This is a genomic window from Streptomyces sp. L-9-10 (genome assembly GCF_004151105.1).
Taxonomy (GTDB): Bacteria; Actinomycetota; Actinomycetes; order Streptomycetales; family Streptomycetaceae; genus Streptomyces.
In genome coordinates this window covers 335209-353362 of the sequence record NZ_PHRF01000041.1, presented here as the reverse complement: position 1 = coordinate 353362, position 18154 = coordinate 335209, and the positions used below count along the sequence as shown (strand labels likewise).

Genomic DNA, 18154 nt, shown 5'->3' with positions numbered 1-18154 from the left:
GAACACGCAGCCGGGCCATCACCTGTGTGAAAGCGGGTGCGTCGCCGGCCTGGCCGGCGGTCGTGGAAGGCAAGAAGCCGACAGTGACCGTCGGCAGCAAGGTGGATCTTCGTCGTCAGTCCGCCGCGGGACCGGCCGATGGCGTGGTCGCCCGGCTCGCCGGCCGGGCCCCTTTTCGCGGGCCCCGGCCGCGTGCTGGTGGGCGCGCACGATCGTGGAGTCCACCGAGACGGCCCAGTTGAGATCCTCGTCGGCATCCGCCGGGCCGATCAGCGCAGTGAACACGCACTCCCAAGTGCCGTCGACGGCCCACATCCGCAGCCGGTTGTAGATGCCCCGCCAGTTACCGAATCTCTCCGGCAGGTGCACCCACTGCGTTCCGGTCTGGAATGTGAAGGCCATCGCGTCGATCACCTCACGGTGATCCCGCCACCGGCCACCCCGACGTGGCGTCCATTCAGGAAGCAACAGTTCGATCCGCGCCCACTGCGCATCAGCCAACGGCACATCCGGACCAACAATCAGATGATCTGAACGAAACGGCCTAGACCGCGTCCGCGAGCGCCAGCGCGTGCAGTTGCTCGGGCGGCCCCGGCCTGGCGTAGTACCAGCCCTGGGCGGTGTCGCAGCCGAGCCGCCGCAGATGCTCCGCCTGCGCCCCGGTCTCCACCCCTTCCACCGTCACGGCCAGTTCCAGGCTGTGCGCGAGCGCGACGATACCCTCGACGATCTTCAGATCGACCGGGTCCGCCGGATGCTGCTGCATGCCCTGGGTGAAGGAACGGTCCAGTTTGAGGACGCTCACCGGCAGCCTGCGCAGATTCGCCAGGTTCGAGTAGCCGGTGCCGAAGTCGTCGAGCGCGATGTCCACGCCCATCTCGGCGAGCTGGCGCAGCGGCTTGAGCAGATCCTCGTCCGCGCCGATCAGCGCCGACTCGGTGACCTCCAGGCAGAGCGCGCCCGGCGGGAGACCGATCCGCTCCAGCACCTCCACCGTGTCGGCGACGAGCCCGGGGTGGTGCAGCTGGGTCGGCGAGAGGTTCACATTGATCCGCAGCGGTCCGCCGGGCGTGCCCTCGGGCAGCTGGCTCTGCCAGAACATGGCCTGCCGTACGGACTGTTCCAGCACCCAGCGGCCGAGCGGCACGATCAGTCCGGTGTGCTCGGCGAGCGGGATGAACCGGTCGGGGCCGAGGACGCCGTGCTGCGGATGGGACCAGCGGACCAGCGCCTCCGCGCCGTGCACCGATCCGTCGTCCAGGTGCACGAGCGGCTGGTACTCGATGAAGAACTCACCGCGCTCCAGGGCCGCGGGCAGCGCCGTGGTCAGTCCGTGCCGGGTGATGGCGCGGGCGTCGGCCTCCGGGTCGGCCACCTCGTACCGGTTGCCGCCCGCGGCCTTGGCCCGGTACATGGTGATGTCCGCGCTGCGCAGCACCTCCGCGGGGCTCCGCCCGGCGGAGGGCCCCTCCACGATGCCGATGCTGCCCCGGACCGTGAACTCCCGTCCTTCGAGCCGGATCGGAGTGGCCAGTACGTGGAGGATCCGGGAGGCGAGGTCGGCCACGCCCCGCTGGGTGCCGGGCCCGGTGGTCAGCGCCACGAACTCGTCGCCGCCCAGCCTGGCCACCATCTCGCCCGGCGCGGTGGCGCAGCTCTGGAGCCGGTCCGCGACCTCGACCAGCAGCCGGTCCCCCGACGAGTGGCCCAGGCTGTCGTTGATCGCCTTGAAGCCGTCGAGGTCGAGATAGCAGAGGCCGAAGCGACCGCCGCCGCCCGCCGAGAGCGTCTTCTCCAGACGCTCGAAGAACAGCGTCCTGTTGGGCAGTCCGGTCAGCGCGTCGTGCGTGGCCTCGTAGCGCAGCCGCAGATTGAGCAGCCGCCGCTCGGTGGTGTCCTCCATCAGCGCCAGCTGATACTGCGGGGCGCCCTCGGCGTCCCGGAGCAGCGAGAGGGTCAGATTGGTCCAGAGCACCGTGCCGTCGTTGCGGTAGAACGGCTTCTCGGTCCGGAAGTGCTCGCGCTCACCGCGCACCAACTCGTCGTAGAGGCGCCAGACATGGGCCGAGTCCTCGGGATGGACCCACTCGCTCACATTGCGGCTGCGGACATGGTGTTCGAGTCCGCCGAACATCTGGGTGAGGGTGTCATTGACCTCCAGCACATTGCCTTCGAGGTCGGCGATGCCGATGCCGATGGCCGCGCCCTCGAACACCGCGTGGAACCTGGCCTGCGTGGCGTGCAGCGCGTCCTGGGCGTCATTGCGGGCGGCGAGCGCCGAGCGGGCGATGGCCTCCTGCTCGCTCAGGGTGCGCTCGCGCAGTGCCTGGGCGAAGCCGGCGGCGAGGGAGTGCTGGAGACGGGCGCAGCGGGCGCGGTTGTCCTCCGCGGTCAGCTCCTCCGTACCGCAGTACAGCACCAGATAGGAGTCGATGACTCCGAGCGTACGGCCGAGGGCCTCGGGGTCCGTGCAGTGCGCCGCCACGAGGGCGGTGCCGACGCGGGTGGCGGGCGCGGTGTCGAAGGGGTGCGCGTGCAGCGCCTCCTGCAACTTCCGGGCCAGCGGCAGCAGATGCGTTTCGAACTCGGGGCGCGTCAGGGACGTGGCCGTCGCCGGGAAGATCGCCCGGCTCCAGATCGTCGCGAAGCGCCGGAGTCTGTCTTCCAGGCCGTCCGGTTCACTCTCGGCGGCCGATGACTGCGAGGGCACCATCACGCCTTGCGTCCCACTCCGCCGAAGCCCGAGAAGGCGTACGGGTCCTCCTGGTCGGCGGGGCTGTCGGGCCGCCAGTGCGGCATGGACACCAGACCGGGCGCGACCATCTCGAAGCCGTCGAAGAACCGGGCGGTCTGCTCGCGCGTACGCATGATCAGCGGGTTGCGGATGTCCTTGTAGACGGCCACCGCGGCGCCCGTCTGCTCCTCCGGGAGCGGTACGCCGTCGTACGAGGCGTGCGTGAGGACGAGCAGGCTGCCGGGCGCGAGCGCGTCGCGCAGCTCCGCCACCGCGCCGTACGGGTCGTCCTCGTCCTCCAGGAAGTGCAGGACGAAGACGAGCAGCAGCGCCACGGGCCGGTCCAGGTCCAGCAGCCCGCGTGCCTCGGGGCTGTCGAGGATCTTCCCGGGTTCGCGGAGATCGGCGCTCACGATGGCAGCGTTGTCGTTGCCGTCGAGAACGGCCTGGCTGTGGGCGACGGCGACCGGGTCGTGATCGACATAGAGCACTCTGGAGTCGGGGTTGCCGGTCTGGGCGACCTCATGGACATTTCCGTAGGTCGGAATGCCGGATCCGATGTCGAGGAACTGTGTAACGCCCTCGTCCAGTGCGAATTTGACCGCGCGGCGCATGAACGCGCGGTTCGTCTTCATGATCGTGGGAAGTCCCGGCATGAACCCCATTGCCTTGCGTGCCGCTTCCCTGTCCACCTCGAAATTGTGCGAACCGCCCAGATAGTAGTCGTAAATGCGGGAAACGCTCGGCATCGATATGTCGATGCCCTGCGGTGCCCAGGCGGGACGCTCCATCGATGTCTCCAACAAGTCGCCACGGGATGCGGCCAAGGTACACGGCCGGTTGTTCGAGCCGAGGCTACTGATCGCCCGCCAAGAGAGCGAGCCCAAACGGAAATTAGCGATCCGTTCTTGGTCACACGCCGCTGGCACGTGCGTTCGGTCCGCCGTCGCACGGAGCGGTGCGACGGCGGACCGACGGGCCGGAGACGCGCGGCGTGGGGACTACTTGGGCGCTCCGACCAGCTTGGAATCCGGGGAAACCGCGAACCAGGTGCCGCCAACGCCCTGACCATTGGTATCGCCCGGCTTTGTGTCACCGGCGAAGGTGTAGATCGGCCAGCAGTCGATGCTCTGCTGCTTGATTCCGTCGGGCCTGTCGAAGGTCACGAAGCCCTTCTTGATGATCCCCTCGGTGTCATTCTTGTCGACAGGGGCGACGACCGGCCACTTCTCCAGACAGGCCCCGGTGCAGGCCGACTTCATCGGCCAGGCGGAGTCCTTCGTGAACCGATAGACCGTCATTCCCTTCGAATCCACCACAATGTCACCGAGTTTGGGGTCCTTGCGGACCGAAAGCCCGGGAAGCTCGGCGGGGGTGGCGTCCGCGCCGGAGCCGGAGCCCGCGCCGGCCACCGCGGCCTTCTTGCCGTCGGGGGCCGAGGCGAACCAGGTGCCGCCCACGCCCTGGCCGTTGGCGTCGCCGGGGCTGGTGTCCTTGGCGTACCGGTACATCGGCCAGCCGTCGACGGTGAGTTGCTTGGTGCCGTCGGCGCGGGTGATCTCGCCGAGCAGCGTGGCGTCGGTGCCCGCCGCGGCCTTGGCGTCACCCGCGGCCACCACCGGCCAGGCCTTGACGCAGTCGCCCTCGCAGTTCGACTTGGGCGGGCTCGCCGTGTCCTTGTCGAAGCGGTAGAGCGTGAACCCCTCGCTGTCGGTGAGGACCTTGCCGAGCTTCTTGCTGTCCCACACGGCGAGTTGGCCGGCCGGCTTGGCCGCCGCCGCGCCCGCCGCCCCCGTATCGGATCCGTATCCGGTGTCCGCTCCGTATCCGGCGTCGGCCGGCTTGGCGGCGCCGACCGACTGGCCGTTGGTGTTGGTCCCCTGCTCCTGACCGCACGCCGTCGTCAGGGCCAGTACGGCCACCGCGGTCACCGCGAGCGAGGCGTTCCGCCAGGTGTTCATGTCAACTCCCGTTATCTGTAGGCCAGTTGAGGCGCCTGGTTGCGCTGCTCATGGTCCTAAGTACGGAGCGGGGGCGGCCTCGCGTTCAACGCGGCAGGAAAAAACTTCCGCAGCGCAAGCCCAAAGCCGCCACATCCCCCTATTCGAGGGAATTCGAGCGGCTTTCCGCGTGCCGCAGCCGGAGGCGGAACAAGCTCCTGCCCGTGTATGGATCACTCGTCGGACGGCTGCTCGCGGCCGCCGTACTCATATCCCTGTCGGCGGTCCCGCTGCCCGCTGTGGCCGGCAGCTGCGCCTACGCGTCCCTCGGGCCGGGTGGTCCCGGCAGCCCGTCAGGAGCCGTCGCCGTGGCCGGTGGCGGCCACTGCCGGCCGACTCCCACCCCGACACCTCCCCCGCCGCCCGAGCCACCACCCTGGCCCACGAAACCACCCAAGCCCACCAAGCCACCGAAACCCTCCAAGCCACCCAAGCCGTCGAAACCACCGAAACCGCCGAAGCCCACCCCTCCGGCGCCGCCCACACCCCCGGCGCCGCCGCCCCGGCCGTCACCGCCCCCGCCTCCACCGGCCCCCGACGTCGTACCGGCGCCGCCCGCGCCTGCCGTCCGGACGCCCCTCCGGCAGCCCCGGCCCGCACCGCCGCCGCCCGCGCCGGAGCCACCGGCCCCGAGTCCCCCGCGGCCTTCGCCCACCCCGTCGGCGGCACCCACGCCGTCCTCGGTGGCGCTGCCCGCCTACCGGAAGGCGACCCGTGATCAGCCAAGGAGGGGCCCCTCCCCCGTTCTGCTGATGCTCCTGATCACGGCCCCTGCCGTGCTCGCCGTAGCCGTCCTGCGTCCCCGCTCCCGCTGATCCACGGAGATCTCATGTCGGAATGGCTCGTTCTGAGCATCGCGATGGCCGCCGCCTGCGCGGTCGTCCTGACCATCGTCGTCATCAACAACCGCCGCGTCCGCGAGGACGACGACCCCTCCGAGACCCCCGATGTCATGGACTACATGACGATGATGATCGGCGTGATCTACGCGATCGTGCTGGGTCTCGCGATCGCCGGCGTCTGGGAGGGCCGCAGCGCGGCGCAGGAGACCGTACGCCAGGAGGCCCAGGCGCTGCACGAGGTCCGGCAGCGCGTCCAGGTCTATCCCGCCGAGGTACGGGACCGGATCCGCGCCGATGTCGACGCCTATGTCACCTACGTCGTCCGCGACGAGTGGCCGCACATGTCCGAGCACGAGGCGCTGAGCGCGAAGGGCACCCGGCTCTTCGACCGGATCCGCACGGACGTCACGCAGTACGCGCCCAGAACCGATCTGGAGGGACAGGCCTACCAGCCACTGGTGGACCAGGTGGCCGCCGCCGATGACGCCAGGGGCGCACGGGGTCAGAACGCGGGCGCCACCATGCCGGGGGTCGTCTGGTTCGGCCTCATCATCGGCGCCGTGGTCACGGTGGGGCTGATCTTCGTCCTCCAGATCCGCCGTACGTTCCGGGAGTTGCTGCTGGCAGGGCTGTTCAGCGTACTGATCTCGTTCCTGCTCTTCCTCATCTGGGACTTCGACGCCCCCTACGGCCGCGGGATCAGCGCGACCGCGGCGCCCTTCCTCGATCTGTTTCCGCAGATCGGGTCCTGAGGGAAGACCGGTTCCCGAGGGGGTACGGGTGTCCGCCGCCCGGGGGACACCCGTGCCCCATTCGCCCGTCAGCGATCGCGGCTGTGATAACGCGCTCCTAGCGTTTCCGGCATCGAGGTGCATTCCCTGCCTTATGTGGAAACGGTTCCGCAGCTGCTCCTCGGGGACCCGGAGGATTCACCATGCGCGCGATACGTGCCGCGTCCGCCGCTCTGCTGGCAGTGTCCGCACTCGTACTGACCGCCCCCACCGCGACGGCCGCCGTCGACGGCGGAAACGCGCCGTTCGGATTCACTGTCACGCCCTCCACGGTCGCGGCGGGGGGCAGGGTGACCCTCTCCGTCACCAACTGCGGTACGACCGCCACCGCCTCCTCCGGGGTCTTCGACACGGTGAACATCGCCTCGGGCCGGTCGGCCACCGCCACGGTCGACTGGGACGCCAAGGCCGGCGCCACGTATCAGGTGACCTTCACCTGCAACGGCCAGTCGGGGAAGACCAGCCTCCGGATCTCGGGCGCCACGCGGAACCCGACACCGGCTCCTACGGCCACCCGGACAACGGCTGCCACCGTCGTACCGGGAGGTGTCCGGGGAGGTCTCGGCGGCAGCATCGGCGGGATCAACACCACAGAACTCGTCGCCGGTACGGCGCTGGTGGTCGCGGCGGCCACCGGCACGATCTACGCCGTGCGCCGGCGCGCGGAGGGCCGTAAGCACTGATCACCGGCGGCGCCCGGACACCGGGCGCCGCCGGGCGTCCCCGTCACACGACGTCACATCCACGTCACACGAAAAGGCCCCCGCCCCGAGTCCTCGGTCAGGACTCGGGGCGACGGGCGTTCGGGGCCCCGCGGACCCCCGGTGGAGGCTGCCGGGAGAAGGGCGCCCGGTCAGATCCCCACACCGGCCGGCCCGCGACGGCGTGCGAGGAACAGCGAACCGCCGACGGCCGCCGTGGCGACGAGCCCGCCGCCGAGGGCCATCTCGGTGGAACTGGGGCCGATGGATCCGCCGAGCCCGCCCAGCGCGCCCCGCCCCTCCAGCACCCGGAACTGGTGGGTCGCGACCCGGTCGTTGTCACTGCACCTGACGGCCAGGTTGTAGTTGCCGGGCGTGGCGTCGTCATGGATCCGGGCCCTCGCCGTCGAGTGCCCCGACGCGTTCACGGACAGCTCGGCCCGCCGGAAGGCGTTGGACGTGACGGTGCCTCCGTGGCCGCAGCCCCGGGCGCTGATCTCGATCGTGCTGCCCTGGTGGACCTCGAACGGATTGATCGTGACATTGGTCGGACCGTTGGTGGCGACGGCCAGCGGAGCGGAGAGCGCCACGGCCGCGCAGGCGGTGGCGGTCACCGCCAGAGCGCGTGATGCACGCATCGTTGAACCTCCAGCGGAAGGCGCCCCAAAGCGGTGCTCCGGGAGATTCGACGAGTACGCCCTCCATGACGAACCCTCACCGGGCTCCCGCGGTACCGCATTTCGGCGCTGGTCCACCCCGGTGAGCCGACACGCCGTCAGGAGGACGCCCGTCCGATGGATCCGCAGGTCACAGACCGTCAGAGATTTTACGTTCCGGTTGCTCGGATGGGTCAGCCGTCACGGCCCGCGCCACCCGTTCGCCTTCCAGTGATCGCCTCCGGGTTGCGGCGCACTTACCGTGCCTGCAGGCGTCCACGAAGGGAGAACTATGCGCATGGACCACAACGCCCCGGAGTCGAGGAAGCGCTCGCCCTGGGGTGTTCTGGCTCTCGTCATGCTCACCGGCATCGCGATGATGCGCAACGGGGTGGACGTACCGCTGGGACCACCGCAGCCCGCGGCGGCCGCCGCGCTGGACAGCGTGCCCGACCCGGCGGCGGCCGCCTCCACCAGCGACTCGGAACCGGACGTGAGGCCGCTGCCGTACGCACCGATGTCCCGGGTACGGATCCCGGCACTCAGGGTCGACGCACCGGTCGTGGACGTGGGCCTCGACCCGGACGGCTGGATCGCCGCCCCGCCGCCCCGGGACCCGAATCTGGCAGGCTGGTACCAGAACGGCATCGCGCCCGGCCAGCGGGGCACCGCGGTGGTCGTCGGCCATGTCGACAACAGATCGGGGCCCGCGGTCTTCTTCGGTCTCGGCTCGCTGGAGAAGGGCGAGCACGTCGAGGTGGAGCGATTCGACGGCAGGACGGCGGTGTTCGAGATCTACGGGGTGGAGGTCTACTCGAAGAACGATTTCCCGGCGGCCCGGGTCTACGGCGACTCCGGCCATCCCGAGCTGCGGGTGATCACCTGCGGGGGCGGCTTCTCGAAGGCGAACGGATACGACGGCAACGTCGTCGTCTTCGCCCGGCTGGTCAGGACCCGCTGACCAGCCGGGGGCGGCCGGGGGGTCTCATCGGTGGGGCACGGCGATGCGGTACCCGTCGTCGAGCAACTGGGGCAGATAGCGGCGCAGCGCCGCCACGCTCTGCGAACGGTCGCCGCCCGCGTCATGGTTGAGGACGACGACCCCCGGCCCGGCGCCGTTCAGCACTCTGCGGACGATGCTGTCGGTGCCGGGGGTCTCCCAGTCGAGGGAGTCCACGGTCCAGGCGAGCGGCTCCATGCCCATCTCTGACCCGATCTCGAAGGCGTACCGGTTCCAGGCACCGTAGGGCGCGCGGTACCAGAGGGGCGGGGTGCCCAGGATGTCCTCGACCACCTGGCTCGTGCGCCCCATCTCGTCGCGGATCTGCGACGGTCTGAGCCCGGTCATCAGCGGATGCGACCAGGTGTGGTTGCAGATGATGTGGCCGTCGTCGTCGGCCTCCCGCAGCAGGTCGGGGTTGGCGTCGGCCATCTCGCCGCAGACGAAGAACATCGCGCGTACGTCGTAGTCGCGCAGGGTGCGCAGGATGCCGGGGGTGTAGTCGGGGTGGGGCCCGTCGTCAAAGGTGAGGACCATCGAGTGGCCCAGTTCCGGCATCTCCAGGATGGGCGCCTTGCGTACCGGCGGCAGGGGTCTGCGGTAGCCGGGCTGGGCGCCCTCCGTCATGGGCTGGAGCCGGTACGCGGAGGGTTTGAGCGGGGCGCTCGCCCTGTTCGCCGCCTGTGCTCCACCCGCCGGAGGCGGCGGGGTGGGGCTGCCGGGTGTCTGGGCCTGTCCCGCTGTCAGCAGCCGGGTGGTGAGCGCGGCGCCGAGGCAGGCGGCGATCCGCAGGACCGCACGGCGCCCCGGAATCATCTGATCCTTTTTCATGACCAATGGCTCGCACGGTGGATGCTCCGTGCCGCTCACCAACACCGGTTATCCGGGGGAAAGTACCCGATGGGGTGAGCCATGAAGGGAACACGGCACCGGTGGGCCGATGCCAGGGGCAGTGTCTCACGAATGGCCGGAGGGCCCTGACACACCGGGGAGCGGGCGGCCCGGGACCGGTCCGCTCCCCGACCGGCCGCCCGGCTCTCCTGGCACGGCCACACGGCACGTGTCGCCCTGGTCCCGGCCGGACCGTGGTCAGCGCTCCGGGGAGACCGCCGCCGGTCCGTTCGCCGGAAGCGGATACCCTGCGTGCCGTGACTCAGCAGCCCACTCAATTCGAACGTGGTACCGACGGCCCGAAGGTGATCGTTGTCGGCGTGGACGGTTCGCAGTCCTCGTTCCGCGCCGCCGCGTACGCCGGCGGCCTCGCACGGCGCCAGAACGCCCTGCTCGCCATCGTCTACGTGCAGCCCGTCATGCCGGCCGGCGCCGTCCTCGGCGCCCCGGTCGCGGAGACGACCGGGGAGATCGCCGAGGGTCTGGTGGAGGAGATCCGGGTGGCCGTGGAACGGGTCAAGGACGTCTGGGACGTCCGCTGGGAGTTCCACACCTTCCACGGGGACCCGTACAGCGGACTCGTCACGGCGGCCGACGAGCTGAAGGCGGATGCCGTGGTGGTGGGAGCCTCGGAGTCGGCGGGGCACCGGATCATCGGCTCGGTGGCGGTACGGCTGGTCAAGGCGGGCCGCTGGCCGGTGACGGTCGTCCCGTAGGGCATGTCACGAGAGTCCCGCCCGGTCCGCGCCGTACGGCCTCTCTCCGCCCGTCCGTCCCTCCCGGCGCAGCCCTCCCGCGTCCCTCTCAGCGGCCCGCGGTGAGGCCGTCCTTCGCCGCGCCCCGGCTCAGGACCGCCTCGCTGATCTCCGACTGGATCTCGCGGTAGTCGTCCCGCTCGGAATCGCCGCGTACCGCCGCCGGCAGATTGACGACGCGTCCGGTGTCGAGATCCCACATCTGCGGGATGAACTCGGCCTTCTTCACCGGCCAGCGCTCCCCCGGCGTCGCGGGCGGCGCGAAGGTGAACCGGCCGATCGAGCCGTGGTTGCCCCGTGCGTCCAGCTCACCGTCGTCGTTGGTCATCGTTCCGGCGATCTGGTCGCCCATCCCGTAGACGACCCAGGTGCCGTTCACCTTCTCGTACGGCTGCGGGACATGCGCGTGGGTACCGAGGATCAGATCGATGTCGGGGCGGCCTCCGGTGCGCGACGCGGTGAGTTTCCTGCCCAGGCTCAGCTGCTGCTCGTCCGGGTCCGTCTGCCACTCGGTGCCCCAGTGCAGGCTGATCACGACGACATCGGCGCCCGCCTTACGGGCGGCGCGGGCATCCGTGATGATCTTCCGCTCGTCGATGAGTCCGACGGCCCAGGGCTGCCCGTCGGGAAGGTCGTAGTCGTTGGTGCCGAAGGTGTACGCCAGTTGCGCCACCTTGGCGCCGCCCGCCGTCAGCAGGGCGGGGCGCGCGGCCTCCGCCGCCGAGCGGGCCGTACCGGCGTGCCGTACGCCCGCCTTGTCGAAGGCGTCGAGGGTCCGCTCCACCCCGTCGGCCCCGTCGTCCAGGCTGTGGTTCGAGGCGGTGGAGCACGAGTCGTAGCCGGTGGCCCGCAGACCGGCGGGGATCTCCGGCGGGGAGACGAAGGCCGGATAGCCGCTGTACGAGCCGTCCTTCTCGCCGAACACGGTCTCCATGTGGCAGATCGCCACATCGGCGCCGGAGACCACCGGCTTCACGCTGTCGAGCATCGGCCCGAAGTCATAGCCCTCGCCGTCCGCGTCGGCGTTCGCCCGGTCGATGACGGAGTCGTGCGGCAGCACGTCCCCGGAGGCGACGAGCGTGAAGCCGCGCTGCCGCGGCGCTGAGCCGCCCGCGGCGGAAGGTGCCGCGGAGCCGCCCGCCGCGGCGGGCGCCGCGGTGCCCGGCCGCGGCGGGGCGCCCGGGACCGGGGCGCTGGGCCGCTCGGGACCGGTACAGGCCGCCGCGGTTCCGATGAGCAGCGCCGCAGCGGCCACCGCTCCCTGTCGCATGCGCTTCGTCATCGGGCAGGCTCCATTTTCCGGGGGATACCGTCCCAACGAATCCATATGTTCATATAAATGGATGTCAAGTGACCAAGCCGGTACAGCACGCGAAAGGGTCCAAACGCCGCCGCCCGACCGTTCACCGCACCACTCGCCGCAGTGAGCGACCGCTCGTCGCAGACCTCGGTGCACTGTCTGTCCCTCGGCGTCGCCATGCGTTCGGATACGCCAGGCGGCAACGGAGCCGCGTACGACGGCGACCCCGGCGGGAAGGGCGTTCACGATGACCACAGCCATGGCCGAGGAGAGGACCGACGAGCGGGCACTGACGGAGCTTCAGCGCGAACACGGGCCGGCCCTGCTGAACTTTCTGCTGGGCCTGACCTACGGCGACCGGCAGCGCGCCGAGGATCTGCTCCAGGAGACGCTGGTCCGCGCCTGGCAGCATCCCGAAGCGTTCGACGGGCCCTTCGACTCCATGCGGCCCTGGCTGTTCACCGTCGGCCGCAGGCTGGCCATCGACGCCCGCAGATCCCGGCTGGCGCGGCCCACGGAGGTCAGCGACGTGATCCTCGCCGCCACGCCCGATCCCGAGGACCGCACCGAATCCACGGTCGCGGTGCTCGACGTACGCGAAGCGGTGCGCACGCTGAGCCGGGAGCACCGCGAGGTGCTGACCCAGATCTACTTCCGCGGGCTGAGCGTGAACGAGGCGGCGGGGGTGCTCGGGATTCCGCCCGGCACGGTCAAGTCCCGTTCGTACTACGCGCTGCGCGCGCTGGCCCGTTCGCTGCCCGGCTACAGCGCGCCCGGTTTCCGCACGCCCGGTCACAGCGCGCCCGGCTACCGCAGATCGTCCTCGTCCAGCAGCGCCAGCGACGACGGCGCGTCGGCCACTTCCAGATAGGCCGCGCCGCACGGGCCGCACTCCGCCAGATGGGCCGCGACCCGCCGGTCCTCCTCGGGTGCGAGCGCTTCGAGTACGTAGGCGCCCAGGAGCGACCGCACATGCGGGCCGGAATCGTCCGCTCCACCGTCGGACGCGTCCCCCTCGGCCACACCCGTCACAATCCTCTCCCGTCCGCCGACCGATCCTGCCTTTCTGGCCACGCGGGGCGGCCACCGCCGGTTCAATGCTCCGTGAAGCTGGCTTCGGGGGAAGAAAGGAAGGCGGAAAAGCGATGCGTCCGGAATGTACCGAAGGGGCGGGTGGTGGGGGCCTCCTGGTGCCCATGGCTTGGATGTACGCGGAGTACATCGCCGACGAGCTGTTGCGCACCGGTGATCTGATGCCGCCGACGACGCTCGAATACCGGGCGGGGCGGGACGCGCTGGCCCTGACCATCTTCCTCTCCGACAGCTCGGTGGGCGGCCCGCGCGTGGTGGCCAGGATGGAGGAGTGGCGCTCCCTCACGGCGTACGGGACGTGCTGGCGCGAATGGGTCTGCGGGCGGATCGACCGGCTGGAGGCGGCCGCGTTCGAGGCCGGCCGGGAGGCCCGGGATCCGGATCTGGAGCTGGCGGGCGCGGCCTGGCGGTGGCTGGAGGAGACGGAGCTGCTGGCGCCGGATCTCGATGCCGTGGGCCCGTCGTACGACGATCCGTTCCCGGTCGGCGAGGCGGAGGGTCCCCAGGTCTGGACCCCCGCCTGGCAGCTCGGACTGCCGCTCGGCCATCTGGCGATCCATCTGTTCTGACCGGCGGCGCACGCGGGCGGGGCGCTCAGGTGCCGTGCACGCCCGCGCGGTACTTGGGAATCCGTACCGTGATCTTCGTACCCGCACCCACGCCCGTCTCGATGACCAGGCCGTACTCGTCCCCGTAGACCTGGCGCAGCCGCTCGTCCACATTGAGCAGTCCGATCCCGGTGGACGCGCCGCCCTCGCCGCGCAGGATCCGGCGCAGCCGGTCCGGCTCCATACCGACCCCGTCGTCCTCGATCACCACCTCGGCCTCGGCGCCCGCGTCGAGCGCGCTGATGGTGATCCGGCTCGTGGTGACGGCCCCTTCGAGGCCGTGCTTGACGGCGTTCTCGACGAGCGGCTGAAGACAGAGGAACGGCATCGCCACCGGCAGGACCTCCGGGGCGACCTGGAGCGTGACCGAGAGCCGGTCACCGAACCGGGCCCGTACGAGCGCCAGATACTGGTCGATGGAGTGCAACTCGTCGGCGAGGGTGGTGAAGTCGCCGTGCCTGCGGAACGAGTAGCGGGTGAAATCGGCGAATTCCAGCAGGAGTTCCCTGGCCCGCTCGGGGTCCGTACGGACGAAGGAGGCGATGGCGGCGAGGGAGTTGAAGATGAAGTGCGGGGAGATCTGGGCCCGCAGCGCCTTGATCTCGGCCTCGATCAGCCGGGTGCGGGAGCGGTCGAGCTCGGCCAGTTCCAGTTGTACGGAGACCCAGCGGGCCACCTCGCCGGCCGCCCTGGCCAGGACCGCGGACTCGCGCGGCGCATAGGCGACCAGGGTGCCGAGGACCCGGTGGTCGACGGTCAGCGGTACGGCCACGCCCCAGCGCAGCGGGCAGTCGAGATCGCCGCAGCCGCTCGCGAAGGCGGTACCGCGTCCGCTGGCGAGGAGCCCCTCGACCTGTGCCATGACCTGCTGGTCGTGGTGCTCGCCCGACCCGTCCCAGGCGAGCACCCGCTCCCGGTCGGTGAGGCAGAGCGCGTCGGTGCCGAGCAGGGAGCGCAGCCGGCGGGCCGCCTTGCGTGCGCTCTCCTCGGTGAGGCCGGCCCGTAGCGGGGGCGCGGCGAGCGAGGCGGTGTGCAGCGTCTCGAAGGTGGCGCGCTCCACGGGGGTGCCGACATCACTCGTCCGCTCGGGGCGCGCGGTGCGCCGGCCGAGTACGAAGCCGCCCGCGAGGAGCAGCGGACCGAGCACGATCAGTACGGCGAGTGCGGATCCGCTCATCGGGCACCGCCGGTTCCGGTGACGTCTCCCGTGACCGTTCCGCCACCCGTCGCGCCGGGGCCCGCGCTCGCGCTCGCCTGGCGACCGCCGGACATCAGGGCCTCCGGCAGATGGAACCGCGTCATCGCCGCGTTGGTGCCGGGCGGTATCCGGCCGCGCGTGGCCAGCGACACCAGGATCATCGCGAGGAAGCCGACGGGCACCGACCAGACGGCGGGCCAGGCGAGCAGCGCGTGCGGCCAGCCCGACCGTACGGCGCCGCTCACCGTGATCACCGTGGCGGCGAACGCCAGACCACCGCCGAGCAGCAGTCCCGCGATCGCGCCGGGCGGAGTGAGCCGCCGCCACCAGATGCCCAGCACCAGCAGCGGACAGAACGACGACGCGGACACCGCGAAGGCCATGCCCACCGAGTCGGCCACCGGCATCCCGCTGACCAGCAGCGATCCGCCGAGCGGTACGGCCATGGCGAGCGGGGTGGCCAGCCGGAAGTGGCGTACGCCCCGCGAGGGAAGGACATCCTGGGTGAGGACCCCCGCGACGGCCATGGTCAGCCCGGAGGCGGTGGAGAGGAACGCGGCGAAGGCACCGCCCGCCACCAGCGCGCCGAGCAGATCACCGCCGAGCCCGCCGATCGCCCGCTCCGGCAGCAGCAGTACGGCGGCGTCGGCGTCCGTACCGTAGGGGAGTTCGGGGACATAGAGCCGGCCCAGCGCGCCGTAGACGGGCGGCAGCAGATAGAACGCGCCGACCAGCGCCAGGACGATCACGGTGGTGCGGCGCGCGGCCCGGCCGTTGGGGCTGGTGTAGAAGCGGACGACGACATGGGGCAGCCCCATCGTGCCCAGGAAGGTCGCCACGATCAGGCCGTAGGTCGCGTACAGCGGATGGTCCGCGCGGCCGGTGACGGCCGCCGTCAGATCGAGGTCGACACGCGGCCGTCCGTCGCCCTGCCAGGCCAGCAGCAGGAAGAGCGCGGGCACGAGCAGCGCGGTGAGCTTGAGCCAGTACTGGAACGCCTGGACGAAGGTGATGCTGCGCATCCCGCCCGCCGCGACCGCCACCACCACGACCAGGGCGACCAGCACCCCGCCGAACCAGTCGGGCGCGCCGGTGAGGATCTTCAACGTCAGCCCCGCGCCCTGGAGCTGGGGCACGAGATAGAGCCAGCCCGCACCGACCACGAACACACTCACCAGTCGGCGCACCGCACGCGATTCGAGCCGGCCCTCGGCGAAGTCGGGGAGGGTGTACGCGCCGGAGCGCCGGAGCGGGGCGGCGACGAAGAGCAGCAGGACGAGATAGCCGGCGGTATAGCCGACCGGGTACCAGAGCATGTCGGGGCCGTGCAGCAGCACCAGGCCCGCGACGCCGAGGAAGGAGGCGGCGGAGAGGTACTCGCCGCTGATGGCGGCGGCGTTCAGCGCGGGCCGCACCGTCCGGGAGGCCACGTAGAAGTCGGACGTCGTACGGGATATCCGCAGCCCGAAGCCGCCGACGAGGACGGTCGCGAGCACGACCACGGTGACCGCGGTGACCGTATAGCTCTGGCTCACGGAACGGGCCGGCCCTTCACGAGCCGGGCGAAGTCGCGTTCGTTGCGCTCCGCGCGCCGTACGTACCACCAGGCGAGCAGGGTGAGCAGCGGATACGCGGCGAAGCCGAGCACCACCCAGACCGCCGTCGCGTCGCGCAGGGTGGCGAAGGCGAGCGGCAGCGTGGCCGCGACCAGCGCGAGCAGCGCGAACGCGGTGATCCCCGCTCGTAGTTGACTGCGCATCAGAGAACGGACATAGGCGTCGCCGAGCGCGGTCTGCTCCTCGATCTCGGCCTGGGCGCGGTAGCGCGGCAGGGGGCGTACGCGACGAGGCTCACCCGTGACCACCTCGCGCCGGGGCGCCGGATGCCGGGACGCGGGCTCCGCCGTCATGTCCGTCCCCCCTTTCACTCTGGTTTCTCTCCGGCTCTCCGCTCGCCCGCCCGGCCCATGTCCGTCGCGCATGTCCGTTGCGCATATCCAGACCAGGCCCGGCGCGGTGCGGTGCTCGGGCCCGGAGTGTACGCAGCGCGATGATCCCGGGGGAAGCCCCTGGTCAGCGGCCGCCCTGCCGCATCAGCAGATCGCGCAGGGCGCGGGCGTGACGCCTGCTGACCGCGAGCTCCGCGTCGCCGACGCGGACACTCATCGCCCCCGCGTCGAGCCGTAGCTCGTCGATCCGGGCCAGGGCCACGAGATGACGGCGGTGGATCCGTACGAAGCCGCGGGCCCGCCAGCGCTCCTCCAGCGTGGTGAGGGGGATACGGACCAGATGGCTGCCGGTGTCGGTGTGCAGCCGCGCGTAGTCGCCCTGCGCCTCGGCGTAGGCGATGTCGTCGACGGCGACGAAGCGCATCACTCCGCCCAGCTCGACGGCTATCTGATCGGCGGCGGGGGCGGAGACCGGCCCGCGCTCCCCCACCAGCTCGGCGACCCGTCGTACCGCCTCGGCGAGCCGCTCCCTGCGGACCGGCTTCAGGACGTAGTCGACGGCCTTCAGATCGAAGGCCTGGACGGCGAAGCCCTCATGGGCGGTGACGAAGACGATCAGCGGCGGCTCGGCGAAGCCCGCCAGCAGCCGGGCGACATCGAGCCCGGTCAGCCCGGCCATATGGATGTCGAGGAAGACCACGTCGATGGCGGCGGGGTCGTCGGGGCCCGCGTCGAGCGCCGCGCCGATCCGCCGCAGCGCCTCCGTCGCGCTGGTGGCGCCCTCCGCGCCACGGATCCGCGGGTCGGCCCTGAGCAGGTACAGCAGCTCCTCGAGCGCCGGTTCTTCGTCGTCCACAGCCAGTACACGCAGCATGTGGCCGGAGTGTAGGCGGTGCCCCGCGTACAAGGACTCCCACGGCTTGAGTCATTCCGCGTTCCGCTGCGTAACAGACAGCATGCGGACCTTGGACCTCCATCGTGATGCCGGCGCTTACTCACTGGGCGTGCTCGACGCCGCGGACGCCTTCCGGTTCGAGGACCATCTGACGGACTGTCCGCGCTGTTCGGAGCTGCTGGCCGAATTCGGCTCCGTGAAGGAGCAGTTGGACGCGTACGCGCGGCGCATCCCCGCCGGAACGGCGCCGTACACCGCCGCGGGTCCTGAGCTGCTGGCCGGGCTGCTCGGCCGTACCGCCGCGCGGCGGCGCCGGGACCGCGGACGGCGGCTCGCGCTGGTGGCCGCGGCGGTGGTGCTCGCGGTGGGCGGTCCACTCGCCGTCCTCGCCGTGGTTCCCCGGGCGGATCCTGGCGCACCGGTGACGGCCCGGTGGACCGCGTCGGACCGGTCGACGGGCACGGCGGCGGTGGTGACGGCGGCGGAGAAGGCGTGGGGGGCGGATATCGGCCTTGAACTGGTCCGGTCCGGTGACTCCGGCTCCTGCGCCCTGATCGCGGTGGGCCGGGACGGGTCGAGGGAGACCGTGACGTCGTGGGCGGCGCGGGCGGGCGGCTCCACACCGCTGGTGACCCGGGGCGGTGCGGCGCTGCGGCCCGGCGAGATCGACCACTTCGAGGTCCGTGCGTCGGACGGCCGCCGTGTGATGACCATCGGCGGGCGATGACGGCCGGCCGGTGAGC

Annotated in this window: 18 protein-coding genes; 7 read left to right on the top strand and 11 right to left on the bottom strand. The window is 71.1% G+C overall.

The features are described from left to right. Positions 1 to 544: 544 nt before the first annotated feature. The 3 genes from CU044_RS12090 to CU044_RS12080 all read right to left on the bottom strand — a co-directional run bounded on the left by CU044_RS12090 (position 545) and on the right by CU044_RS12080 (position 4695). On the bottom strand, positions 545 to 2716 hold the full coding sequence (locus CU044_RS12090; protein WP_129768508.1) for an EAL domain-containing protein: 2172 nt from the start codon (positions 2714 to 2716) through the stop codon (positions 545 to 547). After that, entirely contained in the window at positions 2713 to 3525 is an 813-nt protein-coding gene (locus tag CU044_RS12085) for an SAM-dependent methyltransferase (RefSeq protein ID WP_129768507.1), read from the bottom strand. Before CU044_RS12085 ends, CU044_RS12090 begins: the two co-directional genes overlap by 4 nt. Before the next feature lie 210 nt (positions 3526 to 3735). Continuing rightward, complete coding sequence (locus tag CU044_RS12080) at positions 3736 to 4695, bottom strand: SCO0930 family lipoprotein (RefSeq protein WP_129768506.1); 960 nt, start codon at positions 4693 to 4695, stop codon at positions 3736 to 3738. 868 nt (positions 4696 to 5563) lie between these two features. Here CU044_RS12080 and CU044_RS12070 point away from each other — a divergent pair. Next, positions 5564 to 6328, top strand: coding sequence for a DUF4239 domain-containing protein (locus tag CU044_RS12070; RefSeq protein WP_129768505.1), 765 nt, complete (start codon positions 5564 to 5566; stop codon positions 6326 to 6328). 182 nt (positions 6329 to 6510) lie between these two features. Next, entirely contained in the window at positions 6511 to 7050 is a 540-nt protein-coding gene (locus CU044_RS12065; RefSeq protein WP_129768504.1) for a hypothetical protein, read from the top strand. A gap of 170 nt (positions 7051 to 7220) precedes the next feature. On the opposite strand, the gene CU044_RS12060 is transcribed toward CU044_RS12065, so the two are convergent. Further along, entirely contained in the window at positions 7221 to 7706 is a 486-nt protein-coding gene (locus CU044_RS12060; protein ID WP_129768503.1) for a hypothetical protein, read from the bottom strand. Between the two features lie 310 nt (positions 7707 to 8016). On the opposite strand from CU044_RS12060, the gene CU044_RS12055 reads away from it, so the two are divergent. Next, on the top strand, positions 8017 to 8685 hold the full coding sequence (locus CU044_RS12055) for a class F sortase (RefSeq protein ID WP_129768502.1): 669 nt from the start codon (positions 8017 to 8019) through the stop codon (positions 8683 to 8685). Positions 8686 to 8709: 24 nt separating this feature from the next. On the opposite strand, the gene CU044_RS12050 is transcribed toward CU044_RS12055, so the two are convergent. Continuing rightward, the gene (locus tag CU044_RS12050; protein ID WP_129768501.1) at positions 8710 to 9555 is read right to left on the bottom strand and encodes a polysaccharide deacetylase family protein; all 846 of its coding nucleotides are present in this window, start codon (positions 9553 to 9555) and stop codon (positions 8710 to 8712) included. Positions 9556 to 9872: 317 nt separating this feature from the next. Here CU044_RS12050 and CU044_RS12045 point away from each other — a divergent pair, with 317 nt between their 5' ends. After that, positions 9873 to 10331, top strand: a complete 459-nt coding sequence (locus tag CU044_RS12045; RefSeq protein ID WP_129768500.1) for a universal stress protein — start codon at positions 9873 to 9875, stop codon at positions 10329 to 10331. Positions 10332 to 10419: 88 nt separating this feature from the next. On the opposite strand, the gene CU044_RS12040 is transcribed toward CU044_RS12045, so the two are convergent. After that, positions 10420 to 11652 (bottom strand): CapA family protein, encoded by a 1233-nt coding sequence (locus CU044_RS12040; protein ID WP_129768499.1) that lies wholly within the window; start codon positions 11650 to 11652, stop codon positions 10420 to 10422. Positions 11653 to 11917: 265 nt separating this feature from the next. Between CU044_RS12040 and CU044_RS12035 the strand changes: the two genes are divergently transcribed. Further along, positions 11918 to 12541 (top strand): sigma-70 family RNA polymerase sigma factor, encoded by a 624-nt coding sequence (locus CU044_RS12035; RefSeq protein ID WP_129768498.1) that lies wholly within the window; start codon positions 11918 to 11920, stop codon positions 12539 to 12541. Here CU044_RS12035 and CU044_RS12030 read toward each other — a convergent pair. Continuing rightward, a complete protein-coding gene (locus CU044_RS12030) occupies positions 12478 to 12693 on the bottom strand; it encodes a zf-HC2 domain-containing protein (protein WP_129768497.1) in 216 nt (71 codons plus the stop codon). The two genes, CU044_RS12035 and CU044_RS12030, sit on opposite strands and share 64 nt — an antisense overlap. Before the next feature lie 122 nt (positions 12694 to 12815). On the opposite strand from CU044_RS12030, the gene CU044_RS12025 reads away from it, so the two are divergent. Further along, on the top strand, positions 12816 to 13331 hold the full coding sequence (locus CU044_RS12025) for a hypothetical protein (RefSeq protein ID WP_129768496.1): 516 nt from the start codon (positions 12816 to 12818) through the stop codon (positions 13329 to 13331). Between the two features lie 25 nt (positions 13332 to 13356). Here the strand turns inward: CU044_RS12025 and CU044_RS12020 are convergent, their stop codons facing one another. The 4 genes from CU044_RS12020 to CU044_RS12005 all read right to left on the bottom strand — a co-directional run bounded on the left by CU044_RS12020 (position 13357) and on the right by CU044_RS12005 (position 17390). Continuing rightward, positions 13357 to 14547, bottom strand: coding sequence for a histidine kinase (locus tag CU044_RS12020; protein WP_129768495.1), 1191 nt, complete (start codon positions 14545 to 14547; stop codon positions 13357 to 13359). Beyond that, the gene (locus CU044_RS12015) at positions 14544 to 16103 is read right to left on the bottom strand and encodes a cation acetate symporter (RefSeq protein ID WP_240045505.1); all 1560 of its coding nucleotides are present in this window, start codon (positions 16101 to 16103) and stop codon (positions 14544 to 14546) included. The genes CU044_RS12020 and CU044_RS12015 overlap by 4 nt, the downstream gene beginning before the upstream one ends. Further along, a complete protein-coding gene (locus CU044_RS12010; protein WP_129768494.1) occupies positions 16100 to 16477 on the bottom strand; it encodes a hypothetical protein in 378 nt (125 codons plus the stop codon). Before CU044_RS12010 ends, CU044_RS12015 begins: the two co-directional genes overlap by 4 nt. Positions 16478 to 16640: 163 nt before the next feature. Next, complete coding sequence (locus tag CU044_RS12005; protein WP_030349341.1) at positions 16641 to 17390, bottom strand: LytTR family DNA-binding domain-containing protein; 750 nt, start codon at positions 17388 to 17390, stop codon at positions 16641 to 16643. 82 nt (positions 17391 to 17472) lie between these two features. Here CU044_RS12005 and CU044_RS12000 point away from each other — a divergent pair, with 82 nt between their 5' ends. Further along, a complete protein-coding gene (locus CU044_RS12000; protein WP_129768493.1) occupies positions 17473 to 18138 on the top strand; it encodes a zf-HC2 domain-containing protein in 666 nt (221 codons plus the stop codon). Positions 18139 to 18154 lie beyond the last annotated feature (16 nt).

Coding starts and splice junctions, on each gene's coding strand:
- CU044_RS12020 (WP_129768495.1), bottom strand. CDS start 14,547: ATGAGCGGATCCGCACTCGCCGTACTGATCGTGCTCGGTCCGCTGCTC.
- CU044_RS12065 (WP_129768504.1), top strand. CDS start 6,511: ATGCGCGCGATACGTGCCGCGTCCGCCGCTCTGCTGGCAGTGTCCGCA.
- CU044_RS12055 (WP_129768502.1), top strand. CDS start 8,017: ATGCGCATGGACCACAACGCCCCGGAGTCGAGGAAGCGCTCGCCCTGG.
- CU044_RS12005 (WP_030349341.1), bottom strand. CDS start 17,390: ATGCTGCGTGTACTGGCTGTGGACGACGAAGAACCGGCGCTCGAGGAG.
- CU044_RS12040 (WP_129768499.1), bottom strand. CDS start 11,652: ATGACGAAGCGCATGCGACAGGGAGCGGTGGCCGCTGCGGCGCTGCTC.
- CU044_RS12010 (WP_129768494.1), bottom strand. CDS start 16,477: ATGACGGCGGAGCCCGCGTCCCGGCATCCGGCGCCCCGGCGCGAGGTG.
- CU044_RS12035 (WP_129768498.1), top strand. CDS start 11,918: ATGACCACAGCCATGGCCGAGGAGAGGACCGACGAGCGGGCACTGACG.
- CU044_RS12060 (WP_129768503.1), bottom strand. CDS start 7,706: ATGCGTGCATCACGCGCTCTGGCGGTGACCGCCACCGCCTGCGCGGCC.
- CU044_RS12085 (WP_129768507.1), bottom strand. CDS start 3,525: ATGGAGCGTCCCGCCTGGGCACCGCAGGGCATCGACATATCGATGCCG.
- CU044_RS12025 (WP_129768496.1), top strand. CDS start 12,816: ATGCGTCCGGAATGTACCGAAGGGGCGGGTGGTGGGGGCCTCCTGGTG.
- CU044_RS12050 (WP_129768501.1), bottom strand. CDS start 9,555: ATGAAAAAGGATCAGATGATTCCGGGGCGCCGTGCGGTCCTGCGGATC.
- CU044_RS12070 (WP_129768505.1), top strand. CDS start 5,564: ATGTCGGAATGGCTCGTTCTGAGCATCGCGATGGCCGCCGCCTGCGCG.
- CU044_RS12000 (WP_129768493.1), top strand. CDS start 17,473: ATGCGGACCTTGGACCTCCATCGTGATGCCGGCGCTTACTCACTGGGC.
- CU044_RS12080 (WP_129768506.1), bottom strand. CDS start 4,695: ATGAACACCTGGCGGAACGCCTCGCTCGCGGTGACCGCGGTGGCCGTA.